We start from the raw sequence: 21,570 nt of genomic DNA, 5'->3' as shown, positions 1-21,570 counted from the left end.
ATTGATGTCTGGCTAACTTAATGAAAACGCGACTACTGGAAATTGCGATAAATGAAACTGAAATGGTACGTCGTCAATCGTTAATTCAACTTGCTGATGGAGATTTATCAAGACTTGAGCAGCGTTTAAATTTACTCGCTTTAGACACTGTAGACCTTGCACAGCAAATCGTAGAAAAGCTTGATTCCACAACTGTCAACAAAGTCATGTTCAAAAGAGTTAAGACAGAATTAAGCGGGCTCGTCAGCCGAATGTTAGTCACACTCTATATACCAACGTTTAATATTGATTACTTATACACCCTAGCTGATCTCTGCCAACTTTTGGTGACTCATGATCTATCAATCATTGATTTCACCCTTTGTGTACATAGCATTCACTCTCAGATTGCAGAGCACCTTCGTCTTTCTTTAGTGGAAGACAGTATGGATCCAACCAATACCCTTTCTGCATGGAGTAAGCGCACTCTACTAGAGACTCAACTCCTTTCAGAAATGTACAATTTCCTGTATCAAGCGAACAGTTCCAGCCAGTTTAAAGCGTTGCCTCTGAGAGATGAGTTAACAGGCGTCTATAACAAGCCCGCATTTATTGATGAATTAGACCGAACCATCGCCCTTTGCGACCGTTCAAATGACTCACTGACCATTTTGCATATAGATTTCCAAGAATTGGCGAAAATTAATGACCGACTTGGCTATGCAGTAGGCAATGCTGTTTTACAACAATTTGCCAATATTTGCGCAGAGCAGTTACGTAAGACTGAAACCATTGCCCGTGATGGTGATGAGTTCTTTATTCTACTGCCCTGTACTCCAATCAAAAATGTGGAGAATATTTGCGAACGTATAATTCAACGCTTTGAAGAAACCGTAGATACTCAAACGACGCTTAGAATTGGGGCGTGCTCTTATTCACCTCAAGGTGACATTACGCTTGAACAACTGCTTTACTGTGCAGAAACACATTTGAAATACGCGAAAGAGCGCTCACTGATCACCGATAATCATGAGTTCAGCTTAGGTACAAAGAAAACCACCAATAATGTTCTAAGGCTAATCAAATAAGATTCAAGATAGGCTAAAAATAAGTTTTTATGGTTTTGCGTTTATTAAACCGATAAACCAAGCCATAATCATTGAAAATCATCACATTGAGCTTAACTTGAAATTACCTTCTACTCTGACTTTCACCACCATCAACATGCTCAATTACCTTGAGCCGCCAAATGCATACTACGATTTTGAAAACATCTACAGTCAAGACGAGTGGCAGCAAAAGCAGACCTGGTTTTCCAACGCGATAAAAACACTCGATAGTGATGTGATTGGCTTCCAAGAAGTGTTCAGCCCAGATTCATTAGCGTCACTTTTACAAATACTTGGCTACCCTTATTTCGAGGTTGTCGATTCACCTTATGTAGAAAGTGATTACTTATACACATCCCCTGTTGTCGCCATTGCTTCACGCTACCCAATCATCCAAGTTCGGCCAGTGACTCCAAACCTTGATTTACTCAAGAGTTTCAATGCAGCTCCTGATTTTTCTTTCAATCGCACGCCTGTACACGCCACAATTGACCTCCCTCACTTAGGCGCGACAGATTGTTATGTGGTGCACTTTAAGTCGCAAAGACCTTCTGAGCCCCATACTGATGCTGATGCTGATGCTGATAAGAATAAAGAGCCAAGTAGTGATTCTTTAAACCAATTACATACCGAACAACTGGGCAGGTGGCTTTCTACGGTGCAAAGAGGTGTCGAGAGTAACCTGCTGCACAAGTATATTTCTCAGCAACGTCTTCGGTCTGAACAGCCCATTATTGTCATGGGTGATTTTAACAAGCCAATTTTCCATGATGAATTCCAAGGTCTGCTGTCTTATATGTTGAATCGTGATGAATCCAGTAAGAACTGGTTATCTCATTTTCGATTGCGAGACAGTTGGGATCTCTACCACCAGCTTCACCAAGAAGATTTGTTAGAACACCGAAAGCCGACGCATTACTATGGAGCGGCAGGCTCGGTTTTAGATTACATTTTGCTTTCTAATGAGTTCGATTGCCAAAACTCATCCAGCTTAATGGAAGTCCACGAATTCACCGTCACAGACAAACACATCGTTAACCCAAGCTTTGAGGTTGACCAATTTAGTACCGATCACGCTTTAGTATCGGTGACGGTCCGTATTCGAGAATAACCACACGCAATCTTTGATAACCTTAGTCCTATTTTCGATAACCACGACTCAGTCCTTAAGTGGCATTTCACTGAATGTCACTTCTCCCCACTCCCTTATAAATATTCACTAGGCAACACTCTTGCCTGTCTGCTTCTATTTCTTCATCTTCATCTTCATCTTCAAGGATCTTCCCTTACAAATACGGTTTTGATGACGTTAATCGCGTGAGCTTCCTCACCAAAAAACACCCCATCGAAACGTTTCGATGATCGTTATCACACAATTCCAAACCAATAAGTGCAATTGATAAATGAAACACTATTATCACTATCGAAACGTTTCGATGGGTTTTATTTGAGCTTCACTCATACCCACAGCGTTCTTAAAGTAGGTAGCATAATGAAAAAAAGTACTCTAATTAATTCAGACCTTTCATACCTAGTGGCGACACTTGGTCACACTGATGAGATCACTATTTGCGATGCGGGTTTACCTATCCCTAACCATGTACGACGTATTGATCTAGCATTAACTCACGGAGTACCAAGTTTTCAACAAACTGTGCAAACCATGCTTGATGAATCGCAAATTCAAGGTGTGATTATTGCTGAAGAATTCGTCACAGTAAGCCCAGAAAATCACGCGGTTCTTATCGAACAACTAAAATCGGAAGAAGCGCGCTGTGGGAAAACTATTGCTGTCACTTACATCAGCCATGAAGCTTTCAAGCAACGCACTAATGACAGCCGAGCGGTGATCAGAACCGGTGAATGTACACCTTATGCGAACGTTATTTTTCAAGCTGGCGTGACCTTTTAACCACGTACTTTGACGGAATTCGCTCTAACTTTATTATAATTATTCTGGCCCCGAGTAAGGAACCAAGATGACTCAAGCCATTTTAGAACTTAGCGCTATTGAGAAAGCCTTCCCTGGTGTGAAAGCCTTGGACAAAGCGAGTCTCAATGTTTATCCAGGACGCGTAATGGCGTTGATGGGTGAAAACGGCGCTGGTAAATCGACGTTAATGAAAGTGCTCACGGGTATTTATCACCTAGATGCGGGCAGTATTGCTTATCAAGGTCAGCCAGCCGCCTTTAAAGGACCTCGTGACTCCCAAGAAGCAGGAATCAGCATTATCCATCAAGAATTAAACTTAATTCCGGAACTGACGATTGCTGAAAACATCTTCCTAGGGCGAGAAATTACCGGAACTATGGGCCGTATTCTTTGGAATGAGATGTACCAAGAAGCCGATAAATTACTAAAGCGTTTAAACGTAAATCACAGTTCTAAAACACCCTTAGGTCAATTAAGCCTAGGTGAGCAACAAATGGTTGAGATTGCCAAAGCGCTATCATTTCAATCTAAGGTCATCATTATGGATGAACCAACAGATGCCCTAACCGACACAGAAACCGAATCGCTGTTTACGGTGATCAATGAACTTCGCGCAGAAGGCTGCGGCATTGTTTACATCTCTCATCGCTTAAAAGAAATCTTTGAAATTTGTGATGATATTACCGTGCTTCGTGACGGGAAATTTATTGGTCAATGCGAAGTAAAAGACACGGATGAAGATGGTCTGATCGAAATGATGGTCGGTCGTAAATTAGATGAGCAATACCCTCGAATTGATGTGCAATTTGGTGAGACTTGCCTTGAAGTAATAGGGCTAACAGGCTCAGGTGTAGACGACGTGAGCTTTACTCTTAAACGCGGAGAGATATTAGGTGTCTCTGGTCTTATGGGCGCAGGTCGAACCGAGCTAATGAAAGTGATTTATGGGGCTTTGCCAAGTGAACGTGGCGTCATTAATTTAGACAACAAGACCATTAACCCTGCTTCTCCGAAAGACGGCCTTGCCAATGGCATCGCTTATATCTCTGAAGACCGTAAAGGAGACGGGTTGGTTTTAGGACTATCAGTTAAAGACAACATGTCACTGTGCGCTTTGGATCAGTTAACCACCAATGGAAAAATTCAGCATGCTGATGAAGTCATTGCTGTGGATGATTTCATCAAGTTATTCAACATCAAAACCCCGACTCGCGAACAAATCATTGGCAATCTTTCTGGCGGTAATCAACAAAAAGTGGCGATCGCCAAAGGGTTAATGACTAAACCTAAAGTCCTTATCCTCGATGAGCCAACGCGCGGTGTCGATGTAGGTGCGAAGAAAGAGATTTATCAACTCATCAATAAATTTAAAGCGGAAGGCATGAGCATCATTTTAGTTTCTTCTGAAATGCCGGAAGTGTTGGGGATGAGTGACCGCATCATGGTGATGCATGAAGGCAAAATTAGCGGTGAATTTGACGCTAAAGACGCAAACCAAGAATTACTACTGGCGTGTGCTGTCGGTAAGAAGATTAATAAGGACGCAGCATGAGTACTAAAACCATGAGCAAAACAACTGAAACTGAAGCACCAAAGAAAAAGCCGCTGATCAGCAAAGAATGGCTGATCGACCAAAAATCATTGATTGCTTTGATCTTTTTAATTGTTGTCGTTTCTTTCTTAAACCCTAACTTTTTCACTGTCGACAATATTCTTAATATCCTACGTCAAACCTCTATCAACGCCATTATTGCGGTAGGTATGACACTGGTTATTTTAACAGCCGGTATTGATTTAAGTGTCGGTTCGGTGCTTGCTCTTTGTGGTGCATTCGCAGCCAGCTTAATTGCCATGGAAGTCCATGTATTAATTGCCGTCCCAACTGCGCTGGTTGCTGGTGCTGCTTTAGGGGCTATCAGCGGGATTATTATTGCGAAAGGCAAAGTCCAAGCTTTCATTGCCACTCTCGTGACTATGACTCTACTACGTGGCGTTACCATGGTTTATACCGATGGTCGCCCTATCTCGACAGGTTTTACTGATACAGCAGATGCGTTTGCATGGTTTGGTACTGGCTACGCTTTGGGCATCCCGGTTCCAGTTTGGATTATGGTTGTCGTGTTTGCAGCGGTTTGGTACTTACTTAACCACACTCGCTTTGGTCGTTATGTTTATGCCCTAGGTGGTAATGAATCGGCGACACGTCTGTCTGGTATCGATGTCGATAAAGTTAAAATCGGTGTCTATGCAATCTGTGGTTTGCTGGCAGCAGTGGCTGGCATTATCGTCGCGTCACGTCTTTCTTCGGCGCAACCAACAGCCGGTATGGGCTATGAACTTGACGCAATTGCAGCGGTGGTATTAGGCGGTACGAGCTTAGCCGGTGGTCGCGGTCGAATTATGGGTACATTAGTCGGCGCTTTGATTATCGGCTTCTTAAATAACGCCCTCAACCTATTAGACGTATCTTCGTACTACCAAATGATTGCCAAAGCAGTGGTTATTCTTCTGGCGGTATTAGTGGACAACAAAAACAAGTAACACCTGTTTAAACCAGATAATAAATGAAACACATAACGATTAGAAAATTGACCTACTAATAATATGACATCAGAGCTAGGCGCTAGAGCAATTGGACTAAACATTAGAGCATTTGGCTAACTATTAGAACATTTGCCTAACCATTAGAACACTTGAGCCGGCCTTAGCTCGCCCCCTACACAAAGGACTATAACGATGAAAAAATTAGCGACTCTTATTTCTGCTGCTGTACTTTCAACTTCTGTATCTGTGTCTGCACAGGCTCAAGATACAATGGCTATCGTACTATCCACTCTTAATAACCCATTCTTTGTAACGATGAAAGATGGCGCAGAAGCAAAAGCGGAAGAGCTAGGCTACAAGCTTATCGTTCTTGATTCACAGAATGATCCAAGCAAAGAGCTATCAAACATCGAAGATTTGACGATTCGAGGCGTGAAAGCCATTCTGATCAACCCAACGGATTCAGATGCTGTTTCTAATGCCATTCGCATGGCAAACCGCTCTAAGATTCCAGTACTAACGCTCGACCGTGGTGCAAGCCGTGGTGATGTTGTGAGCCACATTGCTTCTGATAACGTGATCGGTGGTGAAATGGCTGGTCACTTCATCATGGAAAAAATCGGCGAAAAAGCAAAAGTAATTCAACTTGAAGGCATTGCGGGGACTTCTGCTGCACGTGAGCGTGGTGAAGGCTTCATGAACACGGTAAATGGTAGCGACCTTGAATTATTGGCAAGCCAACCTGCTGATTTCGACCGTACTAAAGGTCTGAACGTAATGGAAAACTTATTGGCTGCAAACCCGGATGTTCAAGCAGTCTTCGCACAAAATGATGAAATGGCGCTAGGCGCACTTCGCGCAGTACAAGCTTCAGGCAAAGATGTGATGATTGTTGGATTTGATGGTACTGACGACGGTATTGCTGCTGTTAAGCGTGGCAAGTTAGCTGCAACTGTTGCTCAGCAGCCTGACCTAATTGGTTCACTTGGCATTGAAATGGCAGACAAAGTGCTGAAAGGCGAAACAGTGGAAGCTTACGTACCAGTTCCTCTAAAAATCATCGCTCAGTAATCCTGTTTAGCGCTGAAAATCTAATTAAGCAGGGAGTCCCCTATCTCCCTGCTCATTAGCTTTAAGCTCATTAGAGCTAAGCTTAAAATTCAAAATTCAGATAGTGCATCGCTGTTTCTCATCCAATATCTCATGAGATAAGCAACAGCCATGCATTTTCAAATACGATATATCATAAGGCTCGTATCATGACTCAACTGATTGTTTTAGGTAGCGTAAACGCTGACCATGTTTTGCAAGTTCCTTCATTCCCTCGCCCAGGTGAAACTTTAGTGGGCGGCAACTACCAAGTAATTCCTGGTGGCAAAGGCGCAAATCAAGCGGTTGCTGCAGCTCGTTTAAAGGCAGATATTGGCTTTATTTCCTGTGTTGGTGACGATGCATTTGGTATTAACATTCGAGATGCATTTGCGAAAGACGGCATCAATACTGATGGCGTCATGATTGCTGATAAAACCCCAACAGGCATCGCGATGATCCAAGTTTCGGCTTCTGGTGAAAACAGCATTTGCTTATCCGCTGAAGCCAACGACAAGTTAACGAGCGACATCATTGAACCGCACTTACAAAAAATACGTGATGCAAAATACTTACTAACGCAACTTGAAACACCAATTGAAGGCATCGAGTATGCCGCCAAGGTAGCAAAAGAAAACAGAACCAATGTTGTGTTAAACCCTGCCCCTGCCCGCCCTTTATCTGATGAATTACTGGCGTGTATTGATGTAATCACCCCAAATGAAACGGAAGCGGAAGTCCTAACTGGAATCACAGTCACAGATGACCAAAGTGCTCAAAAAGCTTCAGAAGCTCTGCATTTGAAAGGCATTGAAATTGTGATGATCACATTAGGTGCTAAAGGTGTTTGGCTAAGCCAAAATGGACGTGGTGAACTTATTCCGGGGTTCCGTGTAGAAGCCACTGATACTACAGCGGCTGGAGATACGTTCAATGGTGCATTCGTAACGGGTTTACTAGAAGACATGCCAATTGAGCAAGCCATCAAATTCGCTCATGCCGCAGCGGCTATTTCAGTGACCCGTTTTGGGGCACAAACTTCGATTCCTAGCCGAGAAGAAACCGACACTTTTCTTGCAGAGCAAATGCAGTAAGCCCATAAAAGATATTACGTAATCTGTTGTATTTCCTTTAGAATGAGTTTTACGGAAACATCTAAACGTAGTTATCTTTAATCAACACAGTTCTATTAGCTGGTTTATAGTCTGTATTTTTAGTGCTGTGTTTAAGATTATTTTCCGACTACGACTCAAATTTAACTTTCTCAATTGGGCACATTCTGTTTGAGCGCATTCAGTATCATCACAAGGACTTAATATGGCAACGATGAAAGACATCGCCAGGTTAGCAAAAGTATCAACTTCTACCGTTAGCCACGTGATCAATAAATCTCGCTTCGTCAGTGATGAAATAGCAGAACGGGTCAATAACGCCGCCAAAGAACTGAATTATGCACCATCAGCGTTGGCGCGCAGCTTAAAAATGAAACGCACCCATACTATCGGCATGTTGGTCACCACCTCAACCAACCCATTCTTTGGTGAAGTCGTCAAAGGGGTAGAACGTCGCTGCTATGAAAAAGGCTATAACCTGATTTTATGCAATACGGAAGGTGACAGCGAGCGCATGAAATCATCCATCGATACCCTACTGCAAAAGCGTGTCGATGGGCTTATGCTTATGTGTTCAACCCTTGAAGGTGAACATTTAGATGTATTTGAACGTTACCCTGAGCTGCCAGTAGTGGTAATGGATTGGGGACCAATGCTGTTTGCCAGCGATAAGATCCAAGATAATTCGCACCAAGGCGGGTATATGGCAACCAAGTACTTGATTGATAATGGTCACACTGAGATTGGTTGTGTCACCGGTCCTTTACACCGTAATCAAGCTTCTTTGCGTTATGAAGGCTATAAAAAAGCCATGGCTGATGCGAACCTAGAACTTAATGCCCAATGGATTATTGAGTCTAACTTCATGTGTGATGGTGGGTTTGATTCTTACCAGAAGCTCAAAAGCAAAGGTCAATTACCTAGCGCCCTATTTGTATGTAACGACATGATGGCGATGGGCGTGATCAATGCGGCATATCAAGATGGTCTGCGCATCCCAAGTGACCTTTCTATTATTGGTTATGATGACATTCACTTATCTAAATACATGACGCCATCTTTAACCACGATCCACCAGCCTAAACATCGATTAGGGAAAGCGGCGGTAGATACTTTAATCAACCGACTTGAAACCCCTGATGCTTACCCGCAAGTCGTCGAGCTTGAACCAACATTAGTAGAAAGAAACAGCGTACAAACACTTTAAGCCTATTAAAGTGGCTCGCCTAAAAAGAACATTCCAAGAATCAGGCAACGCTTAATACGTTGCCTTTTAAACTTTCATGGACTTAGACAGTTCACTTAAGCATCAGCCGCTAAAAGCAAGCTGTTGTAAGAACTCGCTTTCGAAATCCTCTTCAATGGGTTTGTTAAAGCAGTCAATCAGCCAATCTATTTTCTGTTTGCTCAATTGCCCACTCACCACAAAAGCTTGCTGAACGCCCGTTGAAGCTAACTTAGCAGTACCAAAGTTTTTATCTTTAGTGCTGTTTATTCCATTCACGGCTAAACCAAGATCTTTTTCTACTTGCTCATCTGCACCATGGAAATGCAGTGTTTTAGTACCATCTGAGCTATCACTAGCTAGGGTTTCTAGCTTATTCGCAAGATCTATAACCAGCGTCATTGGGTTTTTATTCGAAGAGATTCGATATAAGAAACCACCTTCAACTCTCTGCCTTACCCAGTAGTCAAATTCATCACAATCTAAAATGGATTCACTGATCAATGCCGCTTCGCTTTTATAACCGCATACTTCTAACATTATTGGTGTGTGCTTGAATTCTGGCTGCCCTGAAGCACTATCTACATTCGGTAGAATTAAATCACAAGGCTTACTGTTTTTTGCTGTAGTGCCATTCCAATGGATAGGCATGAACACCTGCTCTTTTTGCACATCGTCAGTCACCACCAGCCTCGCCTGACATTCACCTTGCTGGCTTTTCACGCGTACTATTGACGGTTGCCTTGAGGCAATATCAAGGCTGTAATCATTAGAAGGCTCGTAAGCATCAGAAACTAGTCCTAATTGACTCGCAGTTTCAGGATGAACCGCAACAAAAGGCTCAGGGGTATGATCGCCAAGATCCGCCGCTAATCCAGTACGAGACATTGTATGCCATTGATCTCGAATTCGCCCTGTATTCATAAGCAATGGATATTCAGGAGATGCAGAAGCAATCGGAGTTTGATGTTCTACAGCCACAAATTGGGCTTTCCCTGACGCGGTGAAAAACTGATTATCAGTAAACATTCGTTGATTGGTTAGTTCCGTTTGTAATTCCATTACTGGCCACTGTTGGGGAGTCAATCGGCTATAACCTTGGTCATCTAACTGAGTTAACCCAATCAAACACAGGTCTCGATTCTTCCCGTCTTGGTTATCTAAGCTGGTCATTTGGCAATATTCATTGAATACCTGACCTTCATGTAAATAATCAAACTGTTCAGAAAAGCCCATCTTTTTTGCGACTTGGCTTATCATCCACCAATCAGGTTTCGCCTCTCCAGGGCTGGGTAAAATGCGTCTTTGACGAGAGATTCGACGCTCAGAATTAGTCACAGTGCCCGACTTTTCACTCCAACCTTGTGCAGGTAATAAAACATCGGCAAGGCGCGTGGTTTCGGTATCTGCAATACAATCCGACACCACCACAAATGGGCATTTTTCTAACGCTTCTTTCACTTTCACGCTATCAGGCAAGCTAACAACTGGGTTCGTTGCCATTATCCATACCGCTTTGATTTTTCCTTCATGCATCGCATCAAACAAATCTATCGCCTTCAGCCCTGCTTGCTCGGCTAAATTATCCGTTTGCCAAAAGTTACTGATCAATTGATGGGCTTGAGCGTCGCCAAATTCAAAGTGAGAAGCCAACGTATTCGCTAAGCCGCCAACCTCTCTTCCTCCCATAGCATTGGGCTGCCCTGTGACTGAGAAAGGTCCCATTCCCTGCTTACCTATCTTACCGGTCGCTAAGTGGCAATTGATGATTGCGTTGACTTTATCGCAACCTTGGCTGGATTGGTTCACACCTTGAGAATAGATAGTGACGACTTTGTTCGTGCGAGAAAAAGCGTCGTAAAAGGAATCTAGCTCTTGTGAAGTAAGCCCCGTAATTTGCTCTGTGCCTTCACGAGTTTCGACTTGTTTAGCCGCAGGTTTCATTGCCTCGTTAAAACCTTCGGTAAATTGGTCAATGTAATTTTGATCCAAATAACCCTTTTCCTCTAGATACGAAAAAAGACCATTAAATAGCGCCACATCTGAACCGGATTGAATCGCAAGGTGTTGATCAGCAATATCACAGGTTTCCGTCACCCGAGGATCAATCACAATGACTTTTAAGTCTGGATTAGCTTGCTTGGCAGCCCTTAACCTTTGGAATAAAACAGGATGACACCACGCGAGGTTAGAGCCTGTAATGACCACCAGCTCAGCCTGTTCTAGATCTTCATAGCAGACGGGCACGGTGTCGGAGCCAAAAGCACGTTTATGACCAACCACGCTAGATGCCATACACAAACGGGAATTACTGTCGATATTTCCGCTGCCGATGAAGCCTTTCATCAATTTATTTGCGACATAGTAATCTTCAGTAAGAAGCTGACCTGAGACATAAAACGCGACGGAATCTGCACCATGATCTTTGATTGTTTCGGCAAATTTATCTGCAATCAGTTGGGTGGCTTCATCCCATTCAACGGCTTTTCCATTCTCTGAAGCCTTTCCACTCCTAGAGGCTACAAGTGTCGGCTGTAGCATTCTCCCAATAGGCGTCACTGTATTGCCTAATGCCGCCCCTTTGGTACAAAGTTTTCCATAATTTGAAGGATGGTGTTTATCCCCTCTTATTTCTAATTTCCCTGAAGAGGTTGGCCTTGCTTCAATGCCACAACCGACACCGCAATAAGCACAGGTAGATTTTATCCATTCTTGTTGTGAACTCGTCATTCATCCCTCACGCAATTATCCTTAATTGTATGTAAGACACTACAGCAATTTACAAGCCAGCTTTATCCTCAGTCGAGATTTAAAAATTAAGTCAATAAAAACAAATAGATAAAATAATAACTTCCGAAAATGAATTAATAAAACTCATACCAATCGATATATAACACTAAATTTGCACCAACTTACGCAAACTTGCACCATAAGCGCTCATTTTAAGCAATTAACTAAAAATAAAAACTACCACTTTAGGGGTAGATGCAAAAATCGCACACACACTAAGTAATTGTTTAATAACCAATAATTTTGTAATTATTATGATTTTTAAGATTTTGGCACCCTCCTTGCTCAACCAAAACAAAGGATGAATAACTACAAAATTCAGAATGAACGATAAGTAAGAGAAAAAGCTCTCTTTTCCTTATTACTTTCATTCCTATCTGAACCAGCTGATAAAAAAGGAATTTGCAATGAGCCAGAAGCCTACAAATAAAACTAAGATTGTTGTCGTTGGAAACGGCATGGTCGGACATAAATTTATCGACAATCTGATTCAAGATAAATCCGATGAATTTGACATCATCACTTTCTGTGAAGAATCTCGATTAGCTTATGATCGCGTGCAGCTCACTTCTTACTTTGATGATGGAAAAGGTGCCGATGACCTTGCCCTAGCAAGCGAAAGTTATTACCAAAGTAACGGAATTAACTACTTGCTCAACAGCAAAGTCACTCAACTTGATACAGACAATAACCAAGTCATCACCGACAGCGGTCATATTGAAAGTTATGACAAACTGGTATTAGCAACAGGCTCCTTTCCATTTGTTCCCCCTATTCCAGGAAATGACCAAGAACATTGTCATGTCTATCGTACATTAGATGATTTGGATGCCATTGAATTATCAAGCAAGCAGAGCAAATCGGGGGTGGTAATTGGCGGTGGCTTGTTGGGTCTTGAAGCTGCAAACGCTGTTAAGAACTTAGGGCTAGAAACGCATGTTGTGGAATTCGCCCCTCGCTTAATGGCAGTTCAATTAGATGACGGTGGCGGCGCACTTTTACGCCGAAAAATTGAAGGGCTCGGAGTTCAAGTTCATACCGAAAAAGCGACATCAGAAATTGTAGCCGGTGACACTGCTCGCTACCGAATGAACTTTGCTGACGGTACTCATCTTGAAACCGATATGATCGTCTTTTCTGCTGGTATTCGCCCTCAAGACTCCCTTGCTCGCGGCTCAAACATCACTATTGGTGAACGTGGCGGGATTGTGATTAATAACCATTGCCAAACCAATATCGATAATGTTTATGCGGTTGGTGAATGTGCACTTTGGGACAACAAAATTTTTGGTTTGGTGGCACCCGGCTATTCCATGGCAAAAGTGGCGGCATCACATATAGCGACTCAAGGAGAAACTGAATCGAGCTTTACTGGCGCAGATATGAGCACCAAACTCAAACTGCTAGGTGTAGATGTTGCCAGTATCGGGGAAGTCCACGGGCGAACAGAAGGCGCGCAGTCTTACACTTACAATGATGAAATAGAGCAAGTGTATAAGCGTTTAATCATTTCTGCCGATGGTAAGAAAATTGTCGGTGCTGTACTGGTTGGTGATGCTGAAGCTTACGGCACTTTGCTGCAAACCAAACAAAATGATATGCCCCTTCCTGAAAACCCAGCCGTATTAATTTTACCCAATGTTGCTGACGATTCAGGATCAGCAATGGGCGTAGAAGCCCTGCCAGACACGGCGGTCATTTGTTCATGTTTTGATGTCACCAAAGGCGATATTAAACAAGCGGTTTCTGCAGGTTGCACTACGATGGCTGCGCTGAAAGAATCGACGAATGCTTCAACCGGTTGTGGTGGTTGTTCCGCCTTAGCTAAGCAAGTCTTAGATAGCGAGTTAAGCAATTTAGGCGTAGAAGTCTGTAACGATATTTGTGAGCACTTTGCTTACTCTCGCCAAGAGCTTACCGACATTATTCGTGTCAATAAAATCAAATCATTCGATGAAATATTGGACTCTCACGGACAAGGTCTAGGTTGTACCGTGTGTAAGCCAGCCATTGGCTCAATCCTCGCATCCTACTGGAATGATTACATTCTTGAAGATCAACATTTAGAGCTTCAAGACACCAATGATATCTACCTAGGCAATATGCAAAAAGACGGCACCTACTCTGTCGTCCCTCGTATTGCAGGCGGTGAAATCACACCAGATAAACTCATCGTGTTAGGTGAAGTGGCAAAGAAATTTGATTTGTATACCAAGATAACGGGTGGTCAACGAGTTGATTTATTTGGCGCTCAACTCAACGAGTTGCCTGTCATTTGGAAAACTCTCATCGATGCTGGTTTTGAAACGGGTCATGCCTACGGAAAATCCGTTCGTACCGTTAAATCATGCGTGGGCAGCACTTGGTGCCGATATGGTGTGGACGACAGTGTTGGCTTAGCTATCAGGCTTGAAAATAGATACAAAGGGCTGCGTTCCCCTCACAAAATCAAATTTGCCGTATCTGGCTGTACCCGTGAATGTGCCGAAGCTCAGTCTAAAGACTTTGGAATTATCGCCACCGATAAAGGCTGGAACTTATACATTTGTGGTAATGGCGGCATGCGCCCACGCCATGGTGATCTTTTTGCTACTGATTTAGATGAAACCACTCTTCTTAAATACATTGACCGAGTCCTAATGTTCTACACACGCACGGCTGATCGCTTACAGCGTACTTCGGTATGGATGGAGAATTTAGAAGGCGGTATGGATTATCTAAAACAGGTGGTTATTGAAGACAAGCTTGGTGTTGCTGCGGAATTAGAAGCCGATATCGAACTGAATATTTCTAAATACCAATGTGAATGGAAAACCACCATTGAAAACCCTGAAAAAATGAAGCGATTCCAACATTTCATCAATAGTGAAGACATGGATGAGAACGTCACTTTTATCACAGAAAGAGAGCAGCGCTTCCCTACTCCACTTTCAGGCTCTTCAAATAATGGGGCTTCAAGCGATAGTTCTTCAAAAGATAAAGCTTCAAAAAATATAACTGAGAAAACCAAAGATCAACGAATTGAAATTACTGAAGTGTCATAACACGGGGTTTAACCTATTAGCGGTTAATGCTCAAAAATAACATAGCGGTTAAAGCTCAAAAATTACATAGCCGTTAATGCTTGAAAGTGACACTTCGAAATGAACAACTTTTAACTAATGAGACAAGGAGAACGCCATGGGAAATTGGCTAACAGTCTGTAGCGCAGATGATTTAACTCCAAATGCTGGGATTTGCGCCAAGGTAGAAGACAACCAAGTTGCTATATTTTATTGTAAGCGCAACGACAAACTCTATGCTTTATCCAATTACGACCCTATTGGTAAAGCCAATGTCATGTCGCGTGGTATTATCGGTTCGCTCAGCGGTGAACCCTATGTCGCATCGCCTTTATATAAGCAACACTTTCATTTAGAAACGGGAGAGTGTTTGGAAGAACCAAGCCACCAACTGCATAAATTTGAAATTCGAAGACAGGGAAAGCAGGTACAAGTGTTATCACCTGCGGCTTAAATAGCTCTGTCGATTAGACGTTGATAAGCACAATTTTAAATACCGAATTCAAATTTATTCGCGTTCTTTTTAACGCAAAATTCGCTTAATAACGATTGTTTAAATGAAAGTGCTTTTATTGGAAATAATAGGTTAATGGTAAACATTACCCGATAAATAAAAGCCACTTTCACTCCATATATAAAGGATTTATTACATGGATAACACAAAATTTTCGCTGCTGTCATTTACTGGGAAGATGAAAGTTTTACACCTCAGTTGGATGGCATTTTTTATCACGTTTGTTGTTTGGTTTAACTTTGCCCCACTTTTGCAAATGGTTAAAACCACTTTAGGCTTAAGTACAGAACAAATTAAAACGTTGCTTATTTTGAATGTCGCACTGACCATTCCTGCGCGAGTCGTGGTGGGTATGCTCACCGATAAATACGGACCGAGGATTGTGTATTCTACCCTGCTCGCAGTCTGTTCTATTCCTTGTTTTATGTTCGCGTTTGCAGACTCCTTCATTCAAGCCGCAGTTGCCCGCTTCCTACTTGGTTTCATTGGTGCAGGCTTTGTTGTAGGCATTCGTTTGGTTTCTGAATGGTTCCCACACAATGAATTGGGCACTGCCGAAGGTATTTATGGAGGTTGGGGTAACTTTGGTTCAGCAGTAGCAGCGTTTACTCTACCCACTCTTGCATTGATGTTTGGTGGTGAAGAAGGTTGGCGCTATGCCATTGGTATTACTGGGGTAATGAGCTTAGTTTTCTCTTTTATCTTCTATAAAAATGTTACTGATACTCCAAAAGGCGCGACTTACTTTAAACCTAGTCAAGTGACTGCAATGGAAGTGACATCAAAGGGTGATTTCTTCTTCCTATTGATAATGAAAATCCCAATGTATGCCGCTTTAGCGTTACTGGCTTGGAAACTTTCCCCCTCAGGTATCAACATGATCACTGAGGTGATGGTGAATGCTGTTTATGCATCACTTATTGCCCTTTATGCTTATGAAGCATCACAAGTATGGAAGGTCAACAAGAAGGTATTTAAAGAAGAAGTGCCTGAAATGCATCAGTACAAATTCAAGCAAGTTGCTGTATTAAATGTACTGTACTTTGCCACTTTTGGTTCTGAACTTGCTGTTATTTCAATGCTGCCACTGTTCTTCTCAGAAACATTTGAATTAACGCCAGTCATGGCGGGTATGGTGGCTTCTGCCTATGCATTTATGAACTTAATGTCTAGACCTGGTGGCGGTTGGATTTCAGATCGATTCGGTCGTAAACCAACACTCTTAATCCTTACGGCTGGTTTGGCTGTTGGTTACTTTCTTATGGGACAAGTGGGCAGTGATTGGCCATTATGGTTAGCAGTGGCTACCGCTATGGGTTGTTCATTCTTCGTTCAAGCTGGTGAAGGTGCGGTGTTTGCTACAGTACCTTTAATTAAACGTCGTATGACTGGTCAAATTGCGGGTATGACAGGCGCTTACGGTAACGTGGGAGCTGTGGTTTACCTAACGGTCCTCTCTTTTGTTTCATACCAAACGTTTTTCTTAGTGATTGCAGGTACGGCTGTACTTGGCTTCGCAACCTTAATGTTTATGGAAGAACCGAATGGGAAAATTGCGGAAGTAAATGATGACGGCAGCGTAACATTGATTGATGTCTCTCATTAATTTGAGCTAATAGGTGAGAAATTAGACGTACTTGTACTTGTGCTTGTACTTGTACTTGTACTTGTACTTAATATTTAGTGCTTAGTGCTTAGTGCTTAGCACGTCAATACTCACGTAATAAAGACAATGAATCGGGGGCTATCGTATTTCACTCATTAAAAGCATCGAAGTGTTATTGATGAATGAATATCGATTGCCGTTCAAAAGCTCGACTGGACTATGTATTGAATAAGGTTGTATTCAACCTCATTATTTTAACTATTCAGTCTGAGCTTTTGTTCTTGCTTCTGCTCTTCAACAAAGGGAAGAGTTAACCAAGGAAAGGGAATACATGGATCAAGCTTTTAAAAATCCTGAACAAGATATAGCCATCAGCCAGAACAGTAATCAATTAGAATTACGATATGGTGGGTGTTCTTTACAAGGAAGAAGGGATGAAAACCAAGACGCTCTCATTGTGAAGCACCCTAAACTAACGGCTGAACGTGAACTAAAAGGCAGCATCGCCTGTATTGCTGACGGAGTCAGTTGCAGTTCTCACGGTCAACAGGCAAGCCACACAAGTGTGATGCAGTTTGTCACGGATTACTACGCAACACCCAATAGTTGGACAGTCAAAAAATCCGCTCAAAAGGTGCTTACCGCGCTCAACTCTTGGCTTTTCAGTTCAAGTGAAAAACAAAACCTATCGCACAACAGCTTAGTCACGACATTCAGTGCTGTGATATTCAAATCCAATACAGCTCATATATTTCATGTGGGTGACAGCCGAATCTATCGCTATCGTTCTCCTCTCGAACACAACCAGACAGCCAATCAATCAGCGGGTGACCAACAACGAGATAGCGAAAAAAAGCGGAATAAGCTACACCAAAAGCAGAGCAGTCCATTCCACAAGCAAAGTAATCCACTTAACAATCAAAGCAATACACTCCAAAAACAAAGTAACCCACTCACCCTGCTCACAAGAGATCACCAACGAAAAAGCTTTGGCGATAATCATTTTCTCACTCGTGCATTGGGTATGGACAATAAGCTCGATATTGATTATCAAGCTATTCCATTACAGCAAGGCGATATCTTTCTACTTACGACAGATGGCGTTCATGATTATTTATCAGAAGCAGAGATTCTTGCAGAATTGGATAAAATGAAGCACCCATTTGGGGAAGGTAATCAAGAAGCTAGTGGTACTCTTAAAGAAACACAAAACCTAGATACATCAAGTTCTCAAGCAAGCATTGAACAACGTAATACACTGAATGCTGACCACTTTGAAACTACGACTCACTCTCTATGCCATAAAGCCCTCTCACATAATAGCAAAGACAACATTACAAGCTTATTAGTGGAAGTGACGCATTTACCCAAACCTTCACATCTTGAATTTCAAGCTAATATACGCAGCCGTGTTATTCCACCAGCATTAAAAGTTGGTAACACCATTGATGGATTTAAGGTAACAAAAGTAATCCACGCGGGTGCGCGTAGCCATGTCTATCAAGTCACTGAAATTGATACTCAAAAAGAATACATTTTCAAAGCACCTTCTCTCCACTATAGCGAAGATCAAGATACGATCACTGGCTTTTGTAATGAGCAATGGGCAGGGACTCAATTAGATAACAAAAAAATAATGAAAGTGTACCCATGCCCGCCACACTCTAAATTTCTGTACCAATTGTGTGAACCCATTCAGGGCATCACGCTAAGACAATGGATGTTTGATAACCAATCAATTGTTCGCTCAACCGACAAGCTTGATGAGATAAGAAGAATAATTCGTGATGTAATTAGCGCTGTGCGTGTCTTACAGCGTGCTGATATGGTTCACCGTGATTTAAAGCCTGAAAACATCATGTTGTTACCAAGCGGTGAGATAAAACTTATCGACTTAGGGGCTGTATTAGTCAAAAGCCTTCAAGAATTAGAGCCTAAAGATACAGCGAGCGGACAGCATTCAAAGCAAGCCCCACTAGGCGCGGCTAACTACATTGCACCAGAATACCTAAACTCTGGTGAAGCGAGCATTCAGTCAGATTTGTTTTCGGTAGGCGTCATTTGTTATGAAATGCTAACTGGAGAGTTACCATACAAAGAAATGGACACTCAATCTCTCGCGAAAGCTCGCCATCAAGAATGGCACTATATCTCCTTTGTAGACAAACATTCTCATCTTCCAGCTTGGTTAGACTTAACCTTAAAAAAGGCTTGCCACCCAAGCCCAAACTCTCGATATCAAGTATTGAGCGAGTTTGTTGAAGATATCTATTCACCCAACTCGTCACTGGTTGAAAAACAAAAAAATAGCCCGTTCATCAACCGCCAGCCACTGCAGTTTTGGAAACTGCTTGCTTTGTTACTAGGCTTTGTCGCCATCGCAGAGTTTTTGCTGTTATTACAATAACCTGTGCAACTGTGTATGCCGGTTTCACAAAATAGCCTTAGGCAAATGGCAAATGGCAAATGGCAAATGGCAAATGATCGTTAACTAGTCGCCTTCAAATAAAAAGCCTCTGATCACTTTTCATGATCAGAGGCTTAATTTATCCAAACAGGTTTTCGTACTTCATCAAAGCTCAGTATTTATCAGCTCTAATCTTTCTTAGCGATAAACTTTACTAATACCAAGCCTAAACCTAAGACATACAAGACCTAGATTTAGTCGCTTATAACTTAAATTGGTCAACCAAACTTTGTAAGTTCAAACCTGCTGCCGATAGCTCATCCACAACATTGCTTGAATCATGGCTTGCTTCAAGTAAAGCAGAAACAATGTCACGGATTGCCACAAGATTACGGTTAATTTCTTCCGTTACAGAGCTTTGCTCGGTGGCTGCCGTAGCAATGTGATCCGTCATATTATTGATTGACTCAACAGCTGAACCTACAGCATCTAAGCCAGCAGTAATATCAGAAGAAGAACTTACTACTTTCCCGCAGGTTGTTTGGCTTTCACTCATGGATTGAACGGCTTGCTCTACAAGCTGGTGTAGCTCATCCAACATAGTTTTTATTTCGTGAGTACTGCCTTGGGTACGGCTTGCTAAGCTACGGACTTCATCAGCAACAACAGCAAAACCACGCCCTTGTTCACCCGCTCGTGCCGCTTCAATGGCTGCATTTAAAGCCAGCAAGTTCGTTTGTTCAGCAATGTCACCAATGACTTTAAGAACACCATCAATTTTTTTAGACTGATCATGCAAAGAACCCATGTGTGAGCTTGTCTTCTCAATATTACCTTCTAAAGAGGTAATCGAACTAATGGAGATGGTCACTCGCTCTTGAGCTTGTTGAGCATCTTTATTGGCGTCATTTGTCGCGGTAGAAACCTGGTTCGCACTTTGTGCGACTTCATGTGCAGTAGAACTCATTTCCGTTACTGCCGTTACTACTTGCTCGGTTTCGTGGTTATGCGTTTCGAGCTGTACCTTAAGGTTTTCGGTTTGCTTATTAATGGTATTAGCAGCTTGAGTCACATGCCCCGTTGACTCTGTCACTTGTGACATAATACCGTGCAATTTGCTGATGAACTTATCAAAAGCTTTACCCAGTTGAGCTATCTCATCCTCACCTTGTGCATTAATACGGTGAGTTAAGTCTCCTTCACCACTGGCAATGTCTTCAAAGGTAGACAACATTTCCCGAATTGGAGCCGTCACTTTATTCGCTACGAATGTCATAACAGCCACAACGATCAGAAGAATGGCAATTGAGCTAAATAAGACAAATTGCATTTGTGTGTGCATTCGCTCATTCGCAGTATGACGATATTCTTCTGTGGCTCGAATAATGTCATCTGTATATAGACCTGTACCTAAAAACCATGAGCTACCAGAGATCGGAGCAGAATAGGCAATTTTAGGTTGTGGAGAACTTGCCCCAGGCTTGTCATATACATATTCAATGAAGCCACCCCCTTGTTTTGCTTTTGCTTGCAAACCTTGGGTGATCCGAACGCCATTAGGATCAACAAGACCAAGCCCTGAAGTTCCCTCTGCTTTTGGCTTCAAGCTGTGAACTATATAAGTACCTTCACCATCAAACATGAAAAAGTAACCGCTACCACCATCAGAAAAACGAGCATTTTTCAGAGCATGTCTGGCTGCCACCTTTGCTTCTTCATCTGTACCTAAACGGCTCACGACATCTTCAATCACAGCTTGAGCAACCGTTGCCGCATCTTTAATGTTGTTTTGTCTTTCCTTTGTCAACGTCTCTTGGTAGTGGCTGACTTCTGCTTCAACTGATTTCAATTGAAGGTTAATAACAATAGACATAGCAACAGTTATCACGAGAACCATGGGCACAAGTGACGCGAGTAAAAATTTCAATTTCATTGATAAACGATTCATACATCCTCAATTATTATAATAGGTATGATTAATACTAGTGACGCAGCAGTATATTAGCCTGTAAATAAATTATAGCCATTACTAAACTTTATTATTAGTTCATTCTAGATATCAATTTCAAATGAAACTTGATGTTCACCAAATAAACGGAATTAGTGTTCATAAAACGGGGAACTTAAAGCAAAAATATGTGACATATGCACCTTTAAGCTTAGAACATCTCTATCTCACACCTGTCTCTTATACACATCT

General features: G+C 42.2%; 13 protein-coding genes and 1 pseudogene. 12 read left to right on the top strand and 2 right to left on the bottom strand.

Translation table 11 applies throughout. The features are described 5' to 3' along the window. Nucleotides 1–20 precede the first annotated feature (20 nt). From F0226_RS18995 to F0226_RS18960, 8 genes are all read left to right on the top strand, one after another. The gene (locus F0226_RS18995; RefSeq protein WP_171737110.1) at nt 21–1,067 is read left to right on the top strand and encodes a GGDEF domain-containing protein; all 1,047 of its coding nucleotides are present in this window, start codon (nt 21–23) and stop codon (nt 1,065–1,067) included. 97 nt (nt 1,068–1,164) lie between these two features. Further along, the gene (locus F0226_RS18990) at nt 1,165–2,199 is read left to right on the top strand and encodes an endonuclease/exonuclease/phosphatase family protein (protein WP_171737109.1); all 1,035 of its coding nucleotides are present in this window, start codon (nt 1,165–1,167) and stop codon (nt 2,197–2,199) included. Nucleotides 2,200–2,580: 381 nt separating this feature from the next. Further along, nucleotides 2,581–3,000 carry a D-ribose pyranase gene (gene rbsD, locus F0226_RS18985; protein WP_171737108.1) on the top strand — a complete coding sequence of 140 codons (420 nt, stop codon included), beginning with the start codon at nt 2,581–2,583 and terminating at the stop codon, nt 2,998–3,000. 67 nt (nt 3,001–3,067) lie between these two features. Continuing rightward, on the top strand, nt 3,068–4,573 hold the full coding sequence (gene rbsA / locus F0226_RS18980) for a ribose ABC transporter ATP-binding protein RbsA (protein ID WP_171737107.1): 1,506 nt from the start codon (nt 3,068–3,070) through the stop codon (nt 4,571–4,573). Further along, nucleotides 4,570–5,562 carry a ribose ABC transporter permease gene (rbsC, locus tag F0226_RS18975; RefSeq protein ID WP_171737106.1) on the top strand — a complete coding sequence of 331 codons (993 nt, stop codon included), beginning with the start codon at nt 4,570–4,572 and terminating at the stop codon, nt 5,560–5,562. Before rbsA ends, rbsC begins: the two co-directional genes overlap by 4 nt. 195 nt (nt 5,563–5,757) lie before the next feature. Then, nucleotides 5,758–6,636, top strand: coding sequence for a ribose ABC transporter substrate-binding protein RbsB (rbsB, locus tag F0226_RS18970; RefSeq protein ID WP_171737105.1), 879 nt, complete (start codon nt 5,758–5,760; stop codon nt 6,634–6,636). 188 nt (nt 6,637–6,824) lie between these two features. Then, nucleotides 6,825–7,748: a ribokinase gene (gene rbsK, locus F0226_RS18965; protein ID WP_171737104.1), complete on the top strand. Its 924-nt coding sequence runs from the start codon at nt 6,825–6,827 to the stop codon at nt 7,746–7,748. Nucleotides 7,749–7,971: 223 nt separating this feature from the next. Next, complete coding sequence (locus F0226_RS18960; protein ID WP_171737103.1) at nt 7,972–8,973, top strand: substrate-binding domain-containing protein; 1,002 nt, start codon at nt 7,972–7,974, stop codon at nt 8,971–8,973. A 102-nt stretch (nt 8,974–9,075) separates the two neighbouring features. On the opposite strand, the gene F0226_RS18955 is transcribed toward F0226_RS18960, so the two are convergent. Then, entirely contained in the window at nt 9,076–11,721 is a 2,646-nt protein-coding gene (locus F0226_RS18955; RefSeq protein WP_171737102.1) for a nitrate reductase, read from the bottom strand. A gap of 467 nt (nt 11,722–12,188) precedes the next feature. Between F0226_RS18955 and nirB the strand changes: the two genes are divergently transcribed. From nirB to F0226_RS22615, 4 genes and pseudogenes are all read left to right on the top strand, one after another. Next, nucleotides 12,189–14,825, top strand: a complete 2,637-nt coding sequence (gene nirB / locus F0226_RS18950; RefSeq protein WP_171737101.1) for a nitrite reductase large subunit NirB — start codon at nt 12,189–12,191, stop codon at nt 14,823–14,825. Between the two features lie 136 nt (nt 14,826–14,961). Continuing rightward, the gene (gene nirD / locus F0226_RS18945) at nt 14,962–15,297 is read left to right on the top strand and encodes a nitrite reductase small subunit NirD (RefSeq protein ID WP_137373841.1); all 336 of its coding nucleotides are present in this window, start codon (nt 14,962–14,964) and stop codon (nt 15,295–15,297) included. A gap of 196 nt (nt 15,298–15,493) precedes the next feature. After that, nucleotides 15,494–16,963, top strand: a complete 1,470-nt coding sequence (locus F0226_RS18940) for a NarK family nitrate/nitrite MFS transporter (protein ID WP_171737100.1) — start codon at nt 15,494–15,496, stop codon at nt 16,961–16,963. A gap of 331 nt (nt 16,964–17,294) precedes the next feature. Then, nucleotides 17,295–19,193 (top strand): annotated as a pseudogene (locus tag F0226_RS22615) (bifunctional protein-serine/threonine kinase/phosphatase); the annotation flags it as partial. Nucleotides 19,194–19,632: 439 nt separating this feature from the next. Here F0226_RS22615 and F0226_RS18930 read toward each other — a convergent pair. Beyond that, on the bottom strand, nt 19,633–21,318 hold the full coding sequence (locus F0226_RS18930) for a methyl-accepting chemotaxis protein (RefSeq protein WP_171737098.1): 1,686 nt from the start codon (nt 21,316–21,318) through the stop codon (nt 19,633–19,635). Nucleotides 21,319–21,570: the final 252 nt, after the last annotated feature.

Origin of the sequence: Vibrio sp. 99-70-13A1 (genome assembly GCF_013114625.1) — a bacterium.
In the GTDB taxonomy this organism is placed as follows: domain Bacteria; phylum Pseudomonadota; class Gammaproteobacteria; order Enterobacterales; family Vibrionaceae; genus Vibrio.
Note: the sequence above shows the minus strand (reverse complement) of the source record. Positions and strands in the feature narration are given on the sequence as shown.

Excerpts from the sequence above, each read along its gene's own strand:
- F0226_RS18995 (WP_171737110.1), top strand. The coding sequence starts at position 21 with ATGAAAACGCGACTACTGGAAATTGCGATAAATGAAACTGAAATGGTA.
- rbsD (WP_171737108.1), top strand. The coding sequence starts at position 2,581 with ATGAAAAAAAGTACTCTAATTAATTCAGACCTTTCATACCTAGTGGCG.
- rbsA (WP_171737107.1), top strand. The coding sequence starts at position 3,068 with ATGACTCAAGCCATTTTAGAACTTAGCGCTATTGAGAAAGCCTTCCCT.
- rbsC (WP_171737106.1), top strand. The coding sequence starts at position 4,570 with ATGAGTACTAAAACCATGAGCAAAACAACTGAAACTGAAGCACCAAAG.
- rbsB (WP_171737105.1), top strand. The coding sequence starts at position 5,758 with ATGAAAAAATTAGCGACTCTTATTTCTGCTGCTGTACTTTCAACTTCT.
- rbsK (WP_171737104.1), top strand. The coding sequence starts at position 6,825 with ATGACTCAACTGATTGTTTTAGGTAGCGTAAACGCTGACCATGTTTTG.
- F0226_RS18960 (WP_171737103.1), top strand. The coding sequence starts at position 7,972 with ATGGCAACGATGAAAGACATCGCCAGGTTAGCAAAAGTATCAACTTCT.
- F0226_RS18955 (WP_171737102.1), bottom strand. The coding sequence starts at position 11,721 with ATGACGAGTTCACAACAAGAATGGATAAAATCTACCTGTGCTTATTGC.
- nirB (WP_171737101.1), top strand. The coding sequence starts at position 12,189 with ATGAGCCAGAAGCCTACAAATAAAACTAAGATTGTTGTCGTTGGAAAC.
- nirD (WP_137373841.1), top strand. The coding sequence starts at position 14,962 with ATGGGAAATTGGCTAACAGTCTGTAGCGCAGATGATTTAACTCCAAAT.
- F0226_RS18940 (WP_171737100.1), top strand. The coding sequence starts at position 15,494 with ATGGATAACACAAAATTTTCGCTGCTGTCATTTACTGGGAAGATGAAA.
- F0226_RS18930 (WP_171737098.1), bottom strand. The coding sequence starts at position 21,318 with ATGAATCGTTTATCAATGAAATTGAAATTTTTACTCGCGTCACTTGTG.